Below are 17,944 nucleotides of genomic sequence, written 5' to 3' on the forward strand. Positions count from 1 at the left end.
CATGCAGCGTTACTATAGTGCAGCCCCGTCTCACGGGGAGCGCCGGACCGCAAGCGGGACGGTCACCCATTGCCGCAGGCCCCGGTCGATCAGGGACCCCCGTCAGGGAAATTTACAGGTGGTCTCGGGGAGATCGATCCCGAGGGTATCGAGCGGCGTGCGCTGGTGGGTGAAGCCCTGCTCGGGCGCCACCGAGACCATGGCTTTGGGCTGAACCACGATCACCGGCTGGCGCAACTGGTGGTCCCACGGCCGGTAGGTGAGCGATACGCCCTTGTAGGCCGGCAGGCTGAAGGCGGGGTCGGCGAAGTAGGGGGCGAGCACGGCGGGGTCGGCGGTCTTCTTCTGCGTCGCCGCCTCGCCGATGGAGCGCACGGCCGCCCAGGCCTGATAATCGAGGGGCCGCATGAGCCGCCCGGCCTGGCGCCGGAACCGGTTCTGCGCCTGCGCCGCGCCCCAGGTCTCCAGGGTCGGATGCCAGGTGGTGGCGATGAGCCCCTGCGTGCCGGCCACGGGGCGCGGATCGACGGTGCGGAACGGGACGTAGTCGCCCCAGTCGTTGGCCTCGTCGGCCACGATGGCGAGGTCGTAATCGACGCCGCGGGTGAACACCATCGCCTCGGAGCGGGTCGGCGTGTCGCCCCGCGCCTTGGCGAGCGGCCCGAAGGTCCAGGGCTTCTCGGCCGTGATCTTGAGGTTGAACTTGCGGGCCGAGTTCTTGAACGCCTCGGCGTAGAGCCGGTCCCCGTCCTGCGGGCCGGTGATGAGGAACATCTTGCGCCAGCGCATCAGGGTGAAGAACTGCGCCAGCGCGTCCGTCTGCATCGCCCGGCTGGGCAAGACATGGAACACGTTCCTCCGGCAATCGGCCCCGCGCAGGCGGTCGTCGGGGGCCGCGACGTTGAAGACCGTGACGCCCTCCCCCTTCACCGCATCGGCGACGGCCAGGACCGCGTCGGCGGGAAGTGCCAGGACGAGGAACTTGATGCCCCGCCCCGTCAGTTCGCGGGCGGCATCGACGGGGCTCTTCGTGGCGTCGAGGGCGATCTCATCGAGGGCGTACGTCTGCTTGGTGAAGCGGCCGGTCGTGTTGTTGTCCTTGATCGCCATGCGCGCGCCGGCCACGCCCTCGTCCTCGGGCGCGGCCTCGGCATCGTAGGAGGAGGGGGCGAGCTCGGGCCGGTAGATCAGCCCGATCCGGGTTTCCGTCGCGGCGGGCGTCGGAGCCGCCGCCGCCTCCGAGCGTGCGGGCTCCTGCGCGACGGCGGGGAGACACCACGAGCCGCACAACCCGAGGAGGAGAGCGAATGGGGCGAGGGGGGAGCGCGTCGAAGCCTGCATGAGGCGATCACGCTAACAACATTGTTCCGCCACGCTCAATCGGCGTTTGATAAGGAAATCATAAGCCCCGCCTGCAGCCCGAGCCGTTCCGGGCGCACGGTGCACGCGGCAGGATACCGCCGGGATGCAGGGATCACCCTGCCTCCCCCGGCGTTGCCAGCCGGTGGTTCGGGTATCATCCTGCCGACAGGCCCGGGCTGCGCCCGACGCGAGACGAGCGAAGTCATGACGCGACCGATCCCCCTCCCCCGTGCCGGACACGTTTGCGCGAGCCTCGGTCTCCTGCTGGCCCTGGCCGTGGGAGCACCCGCACAAGCCGCCCCCGAGAAAGCGGCGATCTTCGGCATCGAACTGTTCGATCCCGGCGTGGTCGGGGGCCGTAAGGCGCGGCCGGACGAGACCCGGCGCCTCGTCCTCGTCACGGAGGAGCTGCGCAAGGCCCTCGCTGAAGCGGTCGAGCCCATCGACGTCGCGCCGCAGGCCGCCGAGATCGCCAAGCAAGCACCGCTCTACAAGTGCGACGGCTGCGCCGCCAGCATCGCCAAGACCCTCGGGGCGGACCTCGCCATCAGCGGCTACGTCGAGAAGGGCTCGAACCAGATCTTCAACCTCACGGTGACCATCGCGGACGCGGCCACCGGCAAGATCGTGCGCGGCGGCCGGGTGGTGATCCGGGCCGACACCGACGACACCTGGGCGCATGCCATGCGCTGGGTGGTGAAGAACCGCCTGCTCGCCGAACCCCTGCCGAACCGCTCGTGATGCGTCCGGTTTTTTGCTAGGGCCAACGTCGCATCCGCGCAGGGTTGCGCGGAAAGCCAGCTGAACGTTGTCGATCCCGAACGTTGCCGATCCCGAACGTTGCCGATCCCATGAGTCCGAGCGAGTCGAAACCACCGTTGTTGATGCCCTCCCCCTTCGAACGCGGTGCGTATCCCGACGACGCCGTTCCGCGTCTCCTCGTGAGCGTACGCGACGCCGACGAGGCCCTGGCCGCCGCTGCCGCGGGCGCGGATCTGGTCGATGCCAAGGACCCGGACCGGGGGGCCCTCGGTGCCCTCCCCGTCACGACGGTGCGCGCCCTCGTCGATCGCATCGCTGGACGTGCCGTCACCAGCGCCGTGGCGGGCGAGCCGACGGACGCGACCGCCCTCGCCCCTTGCGTCGCCGCCATGGCCGCCACGGGGGTGAACTACGTGAAAGTCGCCGTGCAAGGGGACTTTCCCGACACGGCACTGGCCGAGGCCGCCGCGGCCGCGCCCGGCCGGCTCATCGCCGTGCTGTTCGCCGAGCATGAACCCGCGCCCGCTCTCGTGGCGCGTGTGGCGGCGGCCGGATTCGTCGGTGCCATGATCGACACGGCGACCAAGGACGGGCGCCGCCTGCCCGACCTCCTGCCGATTCCGGTCCTGACGGCCTTCACCCGCGCCTGCCGTCGGCACGACCTCGTCTCGGGCCTCGCCGGCTCCCTCGCGCTCGCCGACATCAAGAGCCTGGCTCCTGTCGGCCCGCACTACCTCGGCTTCCGCGGCGGCCTGTGCCACGACAGCGATCGCACGAAAGGCCTCGATCCGGCCCGGGTGGCGGAGGCCGTGCGGATTTTGCGCGCTCGCGCCCGCCGAGACGCCGCATGAGTTCCGAAGTCATGGTCGTGAAGGTCGGCGGCAGCCTCCTGTCCGACGCCGGCCGCCTGCGCGCTGTCCTCGCCGGCCTCGCGGAGGGCCGGGACGGCCCCTGCGTGGTGGTCCCCGGCGGCGGCCCGTTCGCCGAGGCCGTGCGGACCTCTCAGGCGGCGCTCGGCTTCGGCGATGCGCTGGCCCACCGCCTCGCCCTCGACGCCATGGGCCGCATGGCCGAGATCTTTTCGGCGTTCGAGCCGCGCTTGGCCATCGCCACGACGTGGGATGCGGCATCGGCGATCCTCGCCCGCGGCGGTGTGCCGGTCTGGGACCCCATCACCCTCAAGGCCGGGCATCCCGACATCCCGGAGACCTGGGACGTCACCTCCGACAGCCTCGCCGTGTGGCTCGCCACGCAATGGAACGCGCCGCGCTGCGTCCTGGCGAAATCCGCCCTCGTGCCCATGGGAGCATCGTTCGAGCACCTCGCCCGTCTCGGCCTCGTCGACGCCGCGTTCCCAGCCTTCGCGGCGCGCTACACCGGTGCCGTCGTCCTGCGTGGCCCAGCCGAGACCAGGGCCGCCGCATGAGCACCCCCGAACACCTCGTCTTCATTACCGGTCGCATGGCCAAGGCGCGCCTCGAGAAGGTCGCCGCCACGCTCCCGGCCGATCGCTTCGCCTGGAGCATCGCCGATGCCGGGGTGAAGGTCGCGGCCCTGATGACCGAAGAAATCATCCGACGCCGGGTGACGATTCCCGAGGGCGCCACCCGCATCGTCCTGCCGGGCCGTTGCCGGGCGAACCCGGAGGCCCTGGCCCAACATTTCGGCCTGCCGGTGGAGCGCGGCCCCGACGAGATCGTCGACCTGCCGGCCTATCTCGGCCTCGCCGGACGCACGGTGGATCTGTCGCGCCACGACCTGCGGATCTTCTCCGAGATCGTCGACGCCTCCAAGATGACTCCCGACCAGATCCTCGCGAAGGGCCTCGACCTCGCCCGCCGTGGCGCGGACGTCATCGATCTCGGCGGTCTGCCCGACACCGATTTCCCGCACCTCGAGGACTGCGTGCGCCTCCTGAAGGGCGCCGGCCTCAAGGTCAGCGTCGATTCCTTCTCCCTCGACGAACTCACCCGCGGCGCCAAGGCGGGCGCCGATTTCCTCCTGAGCCTCAACGAGGACACCCTCGATCTCGCCTTCGAGACCGACGCGGTGCCAGTCCTCGTGCCCGTGCGGCCCGACGATCTCGCCTCCCTCGACCGGGCCATCGAGCGCATGGAGAAGGCCGGGCGTCCCTACATGGCCGACCCGATCCTGGAGCCGATCCATTTCGGCTTCGTCGAATCCATCACGCGTTATCACGAGACCCGGCGACGCTGGCCCGGCATCGAGATGATGATGGGCACCGGCAATCTCACCGAACTCACCGAGGCCGACAGCCTCGGGGTCACGGCGCTGCTGGTGGGCATGTGCTCGGAACTCGCCATCCGCAACGTGCTCATCGTCCAGGTCTCGAACCATACCCGCCGCACGGTGGAGGAGCACGACGCGGCGCGGCGGGTGATGTACGCGGCCAAGGCGGATTCGGCCCTGCCGAAAGGTTACGGCCGCTCCCTCCTGGCGCTCCACGACAAGCGCCCCTATGTGCAGACCCCAAACGAGATCGCGGCCCAGGCGGCCGAGGTGAAGGACCCGAACTACCGCATCGCGGTCGCGGAGGACGGCATCCACGTGTTCAACCGCGATACCCATGCCATCGGCACCAACGCCATGGCGTTCTTCCCCGATCTCGACGTGGCGCAGGACGGCGCCCACGCCTTCTACCTCGGCGGCGAACTCACCAAGGCCGAGACCGCCTGGCGTCTCGGCAAGCGCTACGTACAGGACGAGGCCCTGGTCTGGGGTGCGGCCGCCGACGCCGAAATCGAGGACACCACCGCCTTCAAGAAGGCCGGGCACACCAAGCATTCCGGCCCGGACGGCGCGAGCCGCGATACCACATCGCCCGAGGCCGATGCGGGCCGGCCCGAGACCTTGGGCCCAGGGGAGACGTCCGCCGCCGATGCGGTGTCGGAGGTGCCGTCGGAGGCCGGCGCCCGCATCGTCTGCGGCAAGCTCGTACCGGCCGGGAAAGCGTAACGCCGTGCCGCTGATCCTCGAGACCGTCGTCACCACGACCTCGCCCGCCGGCGACCTGCACCTCGTGCCCTTCGGTCTGATCCAGGACGGGGCGGAGTGGGTGTTGGCCCCGTTCCGGCCGTCGCCCACCATCCTCAACCTCGAATCCAATCCGGTCTTCGCCGCATCGAGCCCCAGCGACATCCGGGTCATCGCCGGCGCCGTCACCGGCCGGCGCGATTGGGCCACCCTGCCCTGCGACCGCATTCCCGGCCGGCGCCTCGCCGACAGCTTTGGCCACGCCGAATTCGAGGTGGTGGGGGTGGAACCGGACGAGACCCGTCCGCGCTATCGGGGACGCATGGTCCATTCCGCCGCCCATATCCCGTTCTTCGGCTACAACCGGGCGCAGGCCGCCGTGCTGGAGGCGGCGATCCTCTCGACGCGCCTCCAGATGCTGGACCCCGACAAGATTTTGACCGAGATGCGCTACCACGCCATCGCGATCGCCAAGACCGCCGGGCCCGCCGAGCGCGAGGCCTGGGACTGGATCGAGGACAAGGTCGCCGCCGCCCTCGGGCGCGACGACCGCATCCTCGATAAGCCCCCCGCAGCACCTTAAGAGTGTGTGTTCCCGAGGAGACGAGACCCCGATGAAGTTTTTGGCACTCACGACGGCGGCGGCCTTCGCCCTCGTCTCGTTCGGCGCCCAGGCGCACGGCCCCACCCGCAAGAAGGTCGAGGAGACCGTCGAGATCAACGCCACGCCGGATAAGGTCTGGGCCGTGATCTCGAACTTCCAGGACATGAGCTGGCTGCCTCCGGTCGAGAAGACCGAGGGCAAGGGCGGCAACGAGATCAAGGCCACCCGGACCCTGACCCTGAAGGGCGGCGCCACGGTGGACGAGGAGCTGTACAAGTACTCGGCCGAGAAGATGAGCTACTCGTACCGGATCACCAAGGTCGACGTGAAGACTCTACCGGTGAACGACTACTCGTCCACCATCAAGGTCGAAGATGCCGGCGGCAAGACCAAAGTGTCGTGGGACGGCGCGTTCTACCGCGGCTACATGAACAACGATCCGCCGCCCGAGCTGAACGACGAAGCGTCCCAGAAGGCCGTGCGCGGCCTCTACCGCACCGGTCTCGACGCCCTCAAGGCCAAGGTCGAGAAGAGCGGTTCTTGAGCGACATCCGCTCGCATCGCGCAGCACGGAAGGGCCGGCGTCATGCCGGCCCTCTCCTCCTCGCCCTGATGCTCGTCACGGCGCAAGCACGCGCCGAAGAAGCCCTCGTCACGGCGCAGGGCGCCAATGTCCTGGCCGTGGTCGACCTCGAGGCCGGTGCGGTGGTGGGCCAGATCGCCCTGGATGGCGCGCCCGCCGGCATCGCGCTCTCGCCGGACCGCAAGACCGCCTACGTCACCCGCCCCGAGGGCCCGGGCCTCGCGGTGGTGGACCTCGCGACCCGCACCGTCACCACCACCCTCGCCCTGCCGGGTGGCCCGCTCGGGATCGCCGTGAACCCGAAGTCCGGTGTCGTCTACGTGGCCGATTGGTACGGCAGCCGGGTCTTCGTGATCCCTGCCGATGGCTCCCGCCTCGAGACCGAGTTCCAGGTCGGTGCCTCGCCCTCCGGCATCGCCGTGACGCCGGACGGCGCCACGATCTTGGTGGCCAACCGTGAGGGCGATTCGGTCTCCGTCGTCGATGCCGCCACCCTGGCCCTGACCCGCACGATTCCCGTCGGCCGGCACCCGTTCGGTCTCACCCTCGATGCGGCGGGCGCCCGCGCCTACACCGCCAACGTCACCTCGAACGACGTCTCTGTGATCGATGTCGCGGCCGGCACCGAAATCGGCCGGGTGACCACGGGCGAGCGGCCCTACGTGGTGGCCCTTGCCGGCAACCGCGGCTTCGTCACCGACCAGTATGCGGGCACGGTGAGCGTGTTCAATCTCCAGACCCTCACCAGCGTCGCGGCCATCGAAGTCGGCGACCACCCCGAGGGCATCGCCGCCACCCGCGACGGCACGAGCCTGGTGGTGGCGAACTGGGGCTCGAACACCCTCAGCATCCTCGACGCCGCCACCCTCAAGGTGACGAAGGAGATCCCGGTCCCCGACGGTCCCCGATCCTTCGGCGACTTCTTGCGCTGAAGGCAGGTCGCCTTTCCCCAAACGAAGAACGGCGGCTTCCTGGGGAGCCGCCGTTCTTCGTTTCAGCCCCTGCGGGCCGCTTCAGTTGCTGGCGAGATGCGGCATCGGATCGACGGGGGTCGCGCCCTTGCGGATCTCGAAGTGGAGCTGAGGCGAGGTCACGTTGCCGGATGCGCCAGACTTGGCGATGGTCTGGCCGCGCTTGACCTTCTCGCCGGGGCGGACATCGAGTTCGCCGTTATGGGCGTAGGCCGAGACGTAGCCGTTGGTGTGGCGCACGAGGACGAGCTTGCCGTAGCCCTTCACGTCTGAGCCGGCATAGGCCACCGTGCCGTCCTCGGCCGCCTTCACCGCCGTACCCTCGGGCACCGAGATGTTGATGCCTTCGTTGCCGGACGAGCCGTAGCCCGAGATCACCCGGCCCTTGGCGGGCCAGCGGAACGAGGTGTCGGACGCGACCGAGCCGGTGCTGGCGGGCTCGGCCTTCGGCGTCTCGACGGCGGCGACCTTCACGGGCGTCTTCGCGGCTTCCTTGGCAGTTTCCTTGGCGGCGGCTTCGGCGGCCTTGGCCTCGACAACCTGCTTGGCCGCCTTGGCGGCTTCGAGCTTGGCGACCTTGGCCTCGGCCTCGGCGGCCTTCTTCGCCGTCTCCTTGGCCGCGTCGGCCTTCACCTTGGCGGCATCGGGCTTCGTCTCGGCCTTGGCCTCCTTGATCTCGATCTTCCGCACGGCTTTGTCGTCGGCCTTGGCGACGGCCTGGCCCGGACGCGGATGGGCCTTCCTGGCATCGGCGGCCTTGGACTCGGCCACCGCCTTGGCGGCCTCGGCCTTGCGGGTCTCGACGAGCTTCTTCGCCTCGGCGAGCTTGCGGGCGTCCGTGAGCTTGGCCTCGGCGGCCTTCCTCTCGGCGGCCTTGCTGGTCTCGACGAGACGGCGCGCCTCGGCGAGCTTCTCGGATTCGGCCTCCTTGCGGGCAGCCAGGGCGGCGGCTTCGGCGGCCTTGCGCTCGGCGGCGCGGTCGACGACCTTGGGAGCGGGCGCCGCCGGAACGGTGCGGGTCGTCATGGCGCGGCCCGCATCCGGGTTCATGCCGGACACCATGCCGGAGACGGGCTCCGTCGAGGCGACGCGGCTCGTCTGCGCCCGGGGGGCCGGCGGCACCGCGGCCATGGGCCGGGGCGACATCGCCACCCCGGGGGCGCCGAGCGCCTGGGACTGGATGCGGCTCGTGCGCACCACCGGAGCCGGGGCGATCTCCCCGTCCGGAAGGCTCCCCGTGGCGACCGGCTCGCTCGCCATATTGGAAGCGAACGGATTGCCGAAGGGGTCGCCGAGGCGCGACGCATCCGACGAACAGGCGGCCGCGCCGCCTCCAATCACTCCGATGAGTGCGAAGCGCGACAGCGTCTTCAACCCTCGACCAGTCCCGCGAACCCGCATCGACGCACCTGTCTGACCTGACGCAACTTGATGACGTCATTCAAACGGGATTCAGGTTAAACAACCGTTCCGATTCACCACGTTCGCGTCGATCGGAAACCCTGCGCGTTGCTCCATTACAGGACGCGGGCGCGTCCCGGGGTCAGCGGTGCGAGCCGCAACCCACCGCCGATACGCTCCTGAACGACGCCGTCGGCCCCCATTGCGAGAACGACGAGACGCGCCGTTTCGACCGAGCCCAGTGCTCCGACGAGACGTCCCCCCGGCGCCAGAAATCCGAAAAGGTGGGGCGGCAGGGCGGCTACGGTGCCGTTGAGGAGGATGCGGTCGAAGCGCCCCTCGGGCACGCTGCCAACGTCGAGCCCGTCACCCACCGCGATGGTGGCCCGCACCCGGTCCTCGGGCAGGAGTGCGACGCGGGCATCCTCGGCGAGAAGCGCGTAGCGCTCGACGCTGTGGACGTGGGCTGCCCCGAGCCGCAGCAGCAAGGTGGTCACGTAGCCCGAGCCGGTGCCGATTTCGAGGAGGCGCATGCCGGGGCGCGCGCCGAGTGCCGTCAGCATGGCCGCGATGGCGCTCGGCGCCGTCATGGTTTGCCCGCAGGGCAGCGGCAGGGCGAGGTCGCGCCGGGCGAGGTCGCGATGGGCGCCCGGAGCGAAGCGCTCGCGCGGCACCCGCTCCAGGGCGCGCAGGGTGTCGGTGTCGCGCACCCCCCGCCCCCGCAGGGCCATGACGAAGGCCGCCGCCTCGATGGAGCCGTCCGTCGTCATGGGACGCTCGGCCTCAGCCGGAAAAGCCCTGCGCGAATCGGGTCAGGCTCGGCTCGTCCGTGAGGTCGAGGCGCAGGGGGGTCACCGAGATGCGCTTCTCGGCGATCGCCTTGAGGTCGGTGCCGTTCCCCGGCTGGAACGTCGCCTTGGCGAAGGCCAGCCAGAAATACGGATTGCCGCGCCCGTCCTGGCGCGCGTCGATGGCGAGCAGCGCCTGATTGCGGAACCCCTGCGCGGTCACCGACGTGCCCTGGACCTCCCCCGGCTCGCAATCGGGAAAGTTCACATTGACGACGATGCCGGGCTCGATCCCGATCTCCAGGATCTTGCGCACCACCCCCGGGCCGTGCTCGGCCGCGCATTGCCACTTGATCGCGCCCCGGCCGCCGGCCCCGTAGGCCTGGCTCAGCGCGATGGACTTCACGTTGAGGATCGTCCCCTCCATGGCCGCCGCGATGGTGCCCGAATAGGTCACGTCCTCGGCGACGTTCTGGCCGCGGTTGACCCCCGACAGGACGAGGTCCGGCCCATGATCCTTGAGAATGTGGCGCACCCCCATGATCACGCAATCGGACGGCGTGCCCTTCACGGCGAAGCGCTTCTCCGACACCTGACGCAGGCGCAACGGATCGTTGAGCGACAGGGAGTGCGAGACGCCCGACTGGTCGGTCTCGGGCGCCACCACCCAGACGTCGTCGGAGATGGCCCGGGCGATCCCCTCAAGGGCTTCGAGCCCCGGCGCGTGGATGCCGTCGTCGTTGGTGACGAGAATGCGCATCAGACTTTGTGTCCCTCGATCCGGTCGATCCCGCCCATGTAGGCCTTCAGTGCCGAGGGCACCGTGACGCTGCCGTCGGGGTTCTGGTAGTTTTCCATCACGGCGATGAGGGCGCGGCCCACCGCCACCCCCGAGCCGTTGAGGGTGTGGACGTAATTCACCGCCTTGCCCGCCCGGAAGCGCGCGTTCATGCGCCGCGCCTGGAAGTCGCCGCAGACCGAGCAGGACGAGATCTCGCGAAAGGTCTCCTGGCCCGGCATCCAGACCTCGATGTCGTAGGTCTTCTGGCTGGCGAACCCCATGTCGCCGGTGCACAGCGTCATGATCCGGTAGGGCAGATCGAGCTTCTTCAGCACCGCTTCCGCCGACCCCAGCATGCGCTCGTGCTCGGCGGCCGACTGGTCCGGCGTGGTGATCGAGACGAGCTCGACCTTGTTGAACTGGTGCTGGCGCAGCATGCCGCGCGTGTCCCGGCCCGCCGAGCCGGCCTCGGCGCGGAAGCACGGGGTCAGGGCGGTGAAGCGTAAGGGGAGTTCTTCCTCGCGCAGAATGCTCTCGCGCACGAGGTTGGTCAGCGGGACTTCGGCCGTGGGGATGAGCCAATGCTCACGGACCGCGAACTGGTCGTCCCGGAACTTCGGCAACTGGGCGGTGCCGAACATCGCTTCGTCCCGCACCATGAGCGGCGGCGCCACCTCGGTGTAGCCGTGCTCGCCCGTGTGCAGATCGAGCATGAACTGACCGAGTGCCCGCTCCAGCCGGGCGAGCTGGCCCTTGAGCACCACGAAGCGCGCGCCCGACATCCGCGAGGCCGCCTCGAAATCCATCAGCCCCGAGGCCTCGCCGATCTCGAAATGCTGCTTGCCCGTGGCGAGCTGCGGGCGGGTCGCCGCGAACCGGCGGTACTCGACGTTGCCGTGCTCGTCGGCGCCCTCGGGTACGTCGAGGTTCGGGCGATTCGGGATCGCGGCGAGCTTCTCGTCCAGGGTCCTGCCGGCCTCGGCCTGGGCCGTCTCCAGCACGGGCGCCTCGTCCTTGAGGCGGGCGACCTCTTCCATGAGTTCGGCGGCGCGGGCCTCGTCCTTGGACTTCTTGGCCCCACCGATCTCCTTGGCGAGCGCGTTGCGCCGCTCCTGATTGGCCTGCGCTGCCGAGGTAGCGCCCTTGCGCGCGTCGTCCAGGGCGATCAGCTCGGCCGCGAGCGGCGCCAGCCCACGACGGCGCAGTGCGTCGTCGAAAGCGTCCGGATTCTCGCGGATGACGCGGATGTCGTGCATGGGGTCGCTCGGGCGCAGGCTTTCTGGATAGACGACGAGGCTTTGCAGCATCGACGCCAGCGCGACAAGGGCGGGCGGCTCCCGAGCCGATCCCACCCTCACCCCGTGCCTACGGCTCCAGCCCCTCGGCCTTGCGCTTGGCCGCGCGCCTCCGCTCGACGCGGCCCACGGAGAAGATCGAGGCTTCGTAGAGCAGGATCATCGGGATCGCGAGGGAGAGCTGGGAGATCACGTCCGGGGGCGTCAGCACGGCGGCGACCACGAAGACGAGCACGATGGCGTAGCGGCGCTTTTCGCGGAGGAACGCCGTGTCGATGATGCCGATCTGGCCGAGCAGGGTCAGGATCACCGGTAGCTGGAACGCGATCCCGAAGGCGAAGATCAGCGTCATGATGAGCGAGAGATACTCGTCCACCTTCGGCAGGAGGGCGATGGTCGCCTCCCCCGGCTGCCCGATCTGCTGCAGCGACACCGAGAACTGGATGAGCAGCGGCATCGCCAGGAAGAACACCACCAGGGCGCCGAGGATGAAGAACACCGGCGTCGCCACGAGGTAGGGCAGGAAGGCCTGGCGCTCGTTGCGGTAGAGGCCCGGCGCCACGAAGGCGTAGATCTGCGTCGCGATCACCGGAAACGCCAGGAACCCGGCCCCGAACACGCTGAGCTTGATGTTGGTGAACACCTGCTCGAGGAAATGCGTGGCGATGAGCTTGGCGTTCTCGGCCCCCACGATGGAGACGTAGGGCCAGACGAGGATGTTGTAGATATGCCGCGAGACGAAGAAGCAGGCGAAGAACATCACCACGAAGGCGGCGAGCGACTTGATGAGCCGCGATCGCAATTCGATGAGGTGGTCGAGGAGCGGGGCCCGCGACGCCTCGATGTCGGCGTCATCCGTGGCGTTGGTCATCGGGCTTGATCGGGCTGCGAGTTGGCCGGGGAATTCCTGGCCACGACCGGACGGTCCGGCGTCTCGGCCGGCGGCGGGGAAGCGAGGGGATCGGCGGAGGGAGCGGGGTCGATCGAAGCCGGCTCGGGGGCGGGCGCCGGATCGCTCTGGGCGAGCTGGGCGGCGACGTTGGCGAGCGGCTGGGTCGGCGACGGCGTTGTCTTGGTTTGACCGTCCACGGCGCCCTTGATCTCGTCGCGGATGGTCTGGACCGGATTGAACACCGGCCCCATGGTCCCGGCGGCCTTGCGGACCCCGTCGACCTCACGGCGGATTTCGTCGAACTCCGCCTCACGCACCGCTTCGTTGAACTGCGATTGGAACTCGCCTGCCATGCGGCGCATCTTGGTCGTGATCTGCCCGACCGTGCGCAGGGCCTTGGGCAGGTCCTTTGGACCGATGACGATGAGGGCGACGCCGCCGATCAGCATCACCTCGCCCCAACTCATGTCGAACATTCGTGGACTGTCCCGCGCTCGCGCGATGCCGGTGACGGCGGGGTGCCTATCGCAGGTCGCGCGGGGTTCCGCCAGACCCCGGCGCCGGCCGGCCGAAGCCGGGCCCCACCGTCACGCGAAACGCCGCGCGCTCAGACGACCTTGCGGTCGGCCGTGACGGTGTTGGCGGTCGCCGGCTCGCCCTGGTGCGGCAAGGTCCGCACGGGCTCGCCCGTGCTCGGCGGCGGCACGGCCGTGGGCGCCTCGTCCTCGGCCATCCCCTTCTTGAACGCCTTGATGCCCTTGGCGACGTCGCCCATCAGGTCGGAGATCTTGCCGCGCCCGAACAGCAGCATCACGATGCCGGCGACGATGATCCAGTGCCAGATACTCATGCTGCCCATGGCAACCTCCCGCGCCGGGGGGCTCGAAGCCCGCACGGCACCCACGCGTGTGATCCAGTTCCGGCGAACCTAAGGATCGCGCCCGCCCAGCACAAGAACCGCTTGGAAACCAGTGCGCTCGCGTGAGCGAACGACGAGGCCCGTTCCCGGGCGGGAGCGAGGCGGAATGCCGCACCGGCTCCGGGGGTCGGCCGGCTCAGGCAGCCATCGCCAAGGCGGCCTCGAACCGGGCGCGCGCCTCGCGCACGTCGAAGGCCGGCGGTCCGGCGGGCAGGCGAGCGAGGGCGTCGTGCGCCCGGCGCAGGGACGCTCCGGCCAGGGCCGGCGCGCCCTCGGCCACCCCGCGCATCTCCGTGAGATCGCCGTTGCAATGCAGACCGACATCGATCCCCGCCGCGAACGCGGCCTCGGTGCGCGGGCGAAACCCGCCCTGGAGCGCGTGCATGGACAGGTCGTCGGTCATCAGGAGACCGTCGAAGCCGATGATCCCGCGAATCACCCGCTCGATGACGAGGGCCGACTGCGTCGCCGGATGGTCGGGATCGAGGGCGGTGAAGACCACGTGGGCGCTCATGGCCATGGGTAGGTCGGCCAGGGCACGGAACGGTGCGAAATCCTGCGCCGTGAGGCTCGCGAGGTCGGCGTCCACCACGGGCAGGCCCTTGTGGCTGTCGCATCCGGCGCGGCCATGGCCGGGGATGTGCTTCATCACCGGCAGCACGCCGCCCTGCATCAAGCCCAGCGCCACGGCCCGGCCGATCTCGGCGACGCGCTCGGGGGTGGTGCCGTAGGCCCGGTCGCCGATGACGTCGTGGGCACCGGCCACGGGCACGTCGAGGACGGGGGCGCAGTCGACGTTGATGCCGACGTTTGCCAGATCGTGCGCCATGAGACGGGCGCCGAGCTCGGCCATGGCGACGGCCGAGCCGTCGAGGCGCCCGAAACGCCCGCCGGCCGGATAGGCCGGCCAGTGCGGCGGCCCCATGCGCTGCACCCGGCCGCCCTCCTGATCGATGAGGATCGGCGCGTCGGCGCGGCCCACGGTGTCGCGCAAGGCCCGGGTCAGCGCCAGCACCTCGTCGGGCGTGCCGATGTTGCGCTTGAACAGAATGAAGCCCCAGGGCGCCACGTCGCGAAAGAACGCGGCCTCCTCCGCCGAGAGGGACTTGCCGGCGCAACCGAGGATCAGGGCACGGGTGGTCATGAACGCGGCGTCCTCGGGACTCGGTGGCGCGCCCGGGCCACATGGGCCGGGCCGGCTGCGCGACGGAACGGCGGGCGGACGCAAGCCGAAAGCCTCGGCCGGCACCGCTCCGCAGGGAGCGAGAACCTCGGTTCTTCTCCGGGCGGTGGTTCTAGGCCTCAGTTTTTCGCGACGAAGCACTGGCCGCCGGCACCCTGGAGCTGGGTGCACAGGCTCGTCGCTTCGTTCTTGCCCAGCGGCCCGACTCGCACGCGGTAGAGGGACTTCCCGTTGACCTCGGCCTGACGGATCAGGGCCGGCTGGCCGGCGAGTTGAATGAACTTGCCCTGCAGCTGCTTGAAGGCGGCCTGGGCCTCGGCGGCGCTGGCGCGCACGCCGAGCTGGACCGAGAAGGAGCCGGCGGCGGGCGCGGGGGATTCGGCGACGGCCGCAGCCGTTGGGCTCACGGCGGCTGTGGTCTCCGGTGCCACGGCCGCGACGCGCTGGGGCGCCTTGACGCGCGGTACGGGAGCGGGGGCCGGAACGACCGGCTCGGGTGCGGGCGCCTCGGCCACGGGCGTCGTGGTCGGAACCGACACGGGCGCGGTGACCCGGGCGCTGCGCGGCCGCAGGGAACCGGCGGCGGTGCTGCCCTCGGCCGGAGCGCCCGGCAGGGTCATGGTCGGGATCACGGATGCCGGCGCAGCCTCGGCGGCCTCGGGCTGCGATGGCGGAACCGGCGTGTCCGGCTTGACCGAGACGGTCCGGACCCGGCGCGGCTCCCCGAGGGATTCGGTCAGGGTCCCGGTCTGCTGCGGGCTGGAACTGCCGGGGGTGGCGCCGCCTTCGCCCGTACGCTGGGCCGAGCGGGCCGCCTGCGCCACGTCGAGGGGCTGTTCCTCGCGGTTGACGATGCGGATCTGCCCGTCCTTGGCGGTGCGGTCGTAGATCTGCTTGTTCTGGTCGGGGATCTCGACGCCGTCGGCCTTCTGCGGCGCGATCTTGAGGGGCGCCGTGTCGGCCAGGATGGTGGGCACGCCGCCGCTGGCGCCGCCGCCCGCATGCAGGCCGCGCCAGGCGAGGCCGCCGGTGATGCAGACTGCCAGCACGCCGAGACCGGCGCCGACGGAGACGAGGCGGCTGCGCTGACGCGGCCGGCCCAGGGTGGCGCGCTCGCCGGAGGCGAACGCATCCTGCTCGGCCTGAGGCGCAGAATCGGCTCCTTGGCTCTGATAGGGATCCTGCTCCACGGACGCGAGATACTGGTCGAAGGCATCCGTCGGCGAGGACGCGGCGGGCGTTTGATGGGCCGGGGCCTGCGGTTGGGCCGGGCGGCCGGGCGCCACGGGCGCATCGACGAAGCTCGGTTCGATGCGCCGGCCCGAGGCCGGGTCGGACCGTCCGTCGCGGGCTTCCAAAATGGCGCGGAACGGATCGTCCTGGCCGACGATGCGGGCGAGCTCGGCCAGGGGATCGGATTTGGCATGGGCCTGCGGCGCGCGGACGGGCTGTCCTTGAGGGCCGGCTCCCTGTGAAGCGGGCCCTTGCGAAGCAAGCCCATGCGAAGCGGGCCCTTGGGGCTGCTGCAGATCACGCGCGAAGGCGTCGAAATCGACCGTCGCTCGCGAAGCGTTCGTCGTCATGGCAGCATTCCCCTTCACGCCGCGGTCACCTCACCGCATTTCGTCCGGCGCAGTGACGCCCAACACCGCGAGGCCGGAGGCGATCACGCCCCGCAATGCCTCCACGAGGGCCAATCGGGCCCGGGTTGAGTTTCGGTCGGTTGGATTAACAAACCGTAATTGCGGCAAGTCTTTGCCCTTGTTCCAGAAACCATGCAGCGAACTGGCGAGCTCGTAGAGGTAGAAGGCCACGCGGTGCGGCTCGTGTGCCCCGGCCGCCGCCTCGATCACGCGCGGATACTGGGCGATGAGCCGCATGATCTCGGCCTCGCCGGAATCGGTGAGCAGCCCGAGGTCGGCGTCGCGAAGCAGGCCATCCCGCGAAAAGTCCTCCGTCGGCATCGCCTCCCGGGCCTGGCGGAACACCGAGAAGCAGCGCGCATGGGCGTACTGCACGTAGAAGACCGGGTTGTCCTTGGATTGCTCGACCACCTTGGCGAGGTCGAAATCGAGGGTCGCGTCGTTCTTGCGGTAGAGCATCATGAAACGGATCGCGTCGCGCCCGACCTCGTCGACGACCTCGGCCAGGGTGATGAATTCGCCGGCGCGCTTCGACATCTTCACGGGCTCGCCCGCCCGCAACAGCCGCACGAGCTGGCACAGCTTGACGTCGAGGGTGGCGTGCCCCCCGCTCACCGCCTTCACCGCCGCCTGCATGCGCTTGACGTAGCCGCCGTGATCGGCCCCGAGCACGTCGATGAGGTCGGTGGCGCCGCGCTCGATCTTGGTCCGGTGGTAGGCGATGTCGGAGGCGAAGTAGGTGAACGAGCCGTCCGACTTCAGGAGCGGCCGGTCGACGTCGTCGCCGAACTCCACCGTGCGGAACAGGGTCTGCTCGCGGTCCTCCCAATCCTCGGGCAGCTGGCCCTTGGGCGGCGGCAGGCGGCCTTCGTAGACGAGGCCCTTCTCACGGAGTTCCGCGAGGAGGACCGGCACCGCCTGCGCGAGGGTGGCTTCGGAGAAGAACACGTCGTGGTGGATGCCGAGCCGGGCCAGATCGCCCCGGATCAGATCCATCATCGCGTCGATGGAAAAGGCCCGCACGGTGGGAAGCCATTCGGCTTCCGGTTGGTCCAGGAGGGCCCGCCCATGCGTCTCGGCCAGCGCCCGGCCCACGGGCACGAGGTAGTCGCCTGGATAGAGGCCCTCGGGGACCGGCCCGACATCTTCGCCGAGGGCCTCGCGGTACCGGAGGAAGGCGGAGCGGGCGAGCACGTCGACCTGCGCGCCCGCATCGTTGATGTAGTATTCGCGCGTCACGTCGCGGCCCGAGGCGACGAGGAGGTTGGCGAGCGCATCGCCGAACACCGCACCGCGCCCATGGCCGACATGCATCGGCCCGGTGGGATTGGCCGAGACGTACTCGATGTTGACCCTGCCCGCGGAGCCGTGTGCCGCCTGCCTGACGCCACGCCCGTAGGCATCGCCCTCGCTCAGGGCCGCCCGCACCACGGCGTGGAACAGGTCCGGCGCCAGCCGCAGGTTGATGAAGCCGGGACCGGCGACGCTCGCCTCGACCACGTCCGGGTCCTTGCGCAGCTCCGCCGCCAGGGCCTCGCCCAGCGCCTTCGGGTTGGTCTTCGCCTCCTTGGCCAGCACAAGGGCGGCGTTGGTGGCGAGATCCCCGTGGCTCGCGTCGCGGGGCGGCTCCACCACCACGCGCGACAGGTCGAGCCCCTCGGGCAGCTGTCCGGCCCGGATCAGGCCCTGAACGGCCGCGCGCACGCGTGTCTCGAAGGTGGCGAAGATGTTCATCGGTGATCGGTTTCCGCTCGCGACGGCCGCCG

At 70.1% G+C, this 17,944-nt stretch carries 18 protein-coding genes; 7 read left to right on the top strand and 11 right to left on the bottom strand.

Annotated features, from left to right (window positions below; genetic code table 11):
• Positions 1-102: 102 nt before the first annotated feature.
• Positions 103-1,341 carry an ABC transporter substrate-binding protein gene (locus tag ASF22_RS06390; protein WP_082483552.1) on the bottom strand — a complete coding sequence of 413 codons (1,239 nt, stop codon included), beginning with the start codon at positions 1,339-1,341 and terminating at the stop codon, positions 103-105.
• Between the two features lie 225 nt (positions 1,342-1,566).
• On the opposite strand from ASF22_RS06390, the gene ASF22_RS06395 reads away from it, so the two are divergent.
• The 7 genes from ASF22_RS06395 to ASF22_RS06425 all read left to right on the top strand — a co-directional run bounded on the left by ASF22_RS06395 (position 1,567) and on the right by ASF22_RS06425 (position 7,237).
• The gene (locus ASF22_RS06395) at positions 1,567-2,103 is read left to right on the top strand and encodes a DUF3280 domain-containing protein (protein WP_056262549.1); all 537 of its coding nucleotides are present in this window, start codon (positions 1,567-1,569) and stop codon (positions 2,101-2,103) included.
• A 143-nt stretch (positions 2,104-2,246) separates the two neighbouring features.
• Positions 2,247-2,975, top strand: coding sequence for a (5-formylfuran-3-yl)methyl phosphate synthase (locus ASF22_RS06400; protein WP_056262552.1), 729 nt, complete (start codon positions 2,247-2,249; stop codon positions 2,973-2,975).
• Complete coding sequence (locus tag ASF22_RS06405; RefSeq protein WP_056262555.1) at positions 2,972-3,550, top strand: uridylate kinase; 579 nt, start codon at positions 2,972-2,974, stop codon at positions 3,548-3,550. The genes ASF22_RS06400 and ASF22_RS06405 overlap by 4 nt, the downstream gene beginning before the upstream one ends.
• Entirely contained in the window at positions 3,547-5,100 is a 1,554-nt protein-coding gene (locus tag ASF22_RS06410) for a DUF6513 domain-containing protein (protein WP_056262558.1), read from the top strand. The genes ASF22_RS06405 and ASF22_RS06410 overlap by 4 nt, the downstream gene beginning before the upstream one ends.
• A gap of 4 nt (positions 5,101-5,104) precedes the next feature.
• A complete protein-coding gene (locus tag ASF22_RS06415) occupies positions 5,105-5,701 on the top strand; it encodes a DUF447 domain-containing protein (protein WP_056168166.1) in 597 nt (198 codons plus the stop codon).
• 31 nt (positions 5,702-5,732) lie between these two features.
• Positions 5,733-6,266: an SRPBCC family protein gene (locus ASF22_RS06420; RefSeq protein WP_056262559.1), complete on the top strand. Its 534-nt coding sequence runs from the start codon at positions 5,733-5,735 to the stop codon at positions 6,264-6,266.
• A 68-nt stretch (positions 6,267-6,334) separates the two neighbouring features.
• Complete coding sequence (locus tag ASF22_RS06425) at positions 6,335-7,237, top strand: YncE family protein (protein WP_056262715.1); 903 nt, start codon at positions 6,335-6,337, stop codon at positions 7,235-7,237.
• Positions 7,238-7,318: 81 nt separating this feature from the next.
• Here ASF22_RS06425 and ASF22_RS06430 read toward each other — a convergent pair whose 3' ends face one another.
• The 10 genes from ASF22_RS06430 to argS all read right to left on the bottom strand — a co-directional run bounded on the left by ASF22_RS06430 (position 7,319) and on the right by argS (position 17,912).
• Positions 7,319-8,677 (bottom strand): M23 family metallopeptidase, encoded by a 1,359-nt coding sequence (locus ASF22_RS06430; protein WP_056262562.1) that lies wholly within the window; start codon positions 8,675-8,677, stop codon positions 7,319-7,321.
• Between the two features lie 116 nt (positions 8,678-8,793).
• The gene (locus ASF22_RS06435; RefSeq protein WP_056262565.1) at positions 8,794-9,447 is read right to left on the bottom strand and encodes a protein-L-isoaspartate O-methyltransferase; all 654 of its coding nucleotides are present in this window, start codon (positions 9,445-9,447) and stop codon (positions 8,794-8,796) included.
• 13 nt (positions 9,448-9,460) lie between these two features.
• Complete coding sequence (gene surE / locus ASF22_RS06440) at positions 9,461-10,225, bottom strand: 5'/3'-nucleotidase SurE (RefSeq protein ID WP_056262568.1); 765 nt, start codon at positions 10,223-10,225, stop codon at positions 9,461-9,463.
• A complete protein-coding gene (gene serS, locus ASF22_RS06445; protein WP_056262718.1) occupies positions 10,225-11,502 on the bottom strand; it encodes a serine--tRNA ligase in 1,278 nt (425 codons plus the stop codon). Before serS ends, surE begins: the two co-directional genes overlap by 1 nt.
• A 109-nt stretch (positions 11,503-11,611) precedes the next feature.
• Complete coding sequence (gene tatC, locus ASF22_RS06450; protein WP_056168184.1) at positions 11,612-12,412, bottom strand: twin-arginine translocase subunit TatC; 801 nt, start codon at positions 12,410-12,412, stop codon at positions 11,612-11,614.
• Positions 12,409-12,909: a Sec-independent protein translocase protein TatB gene (gene tatB / locus ASF22_RS06455; protein WP_056262570.1), complete on the bottom strand. Its 501-nt coding sequence runs from the start codon at positions 12,907-12,909 to the stop codon at positions 12,409-12,411. Before tatB ends, tatC begins: the two co-directional genes overlap by 4 nt.
• 131 nt (positions 12,910-13,040) lie before the next feature.
• Positions 13,041-13,292, bottom strand: coding sequence for a twin-arginine translocase TatA/TatE family subunit (locus tag ASF22_RS06460; RefSeq protein ID WP_056168191.1), 252 nt, complete (start codon positions 13,290-13,292; stop codon positions 13,041-13,043).
• Between the two features lie 196 nt (positions 13,293-13,488).
• Positions 13,489-14,496, bottom strand: a complete 1,008-nt coding sequence (nagZ, locus tag ASF22_RS06465; RefSeq protein ID WP_056262573.1) for a beta-N-acetylhexosaminidase — start codon at positions 14,494-14,496, stop codon at positions 13,489-13,491.
• Positions 14,497-14,654: 158 nt separating this feature from the next.
• Positions 14,655-16,118 (bottom strand): SPOR domain-containing protein, encoded by a 1,464-nt coding sequence (locus ASF22_RS06470; RefSeq protein WP_056262576.1) that lies wholly within the window; start codon positions 16,116-16,118, stop codon positions 14,655-14,657.
• 30 nt (positions 16,119-16,148) lie between these two features.
• A complete protein-coding gene (gene argS, locus ASF22_RS06475) occupies positions 16,149-17,912 on the bottom strand; it encodes an arginine--tRNA ligase (protein WP_056262580.1) in 1,764 nt (587 codons plus the stop codon).
• Positions 17,913-17,944 lie beyond the last annotated feature (32 nt).

Origin of the sequence: Methylobacterium sp. Leaf87 (genome assembly GCF_001422775.1) — a bacterium.
Classification (GTDB): Bacteria; Pseudomonadota; Alphaproteobacteria; order Rhizobiales; family Beijerinckiaceae; genus Methylobacterium.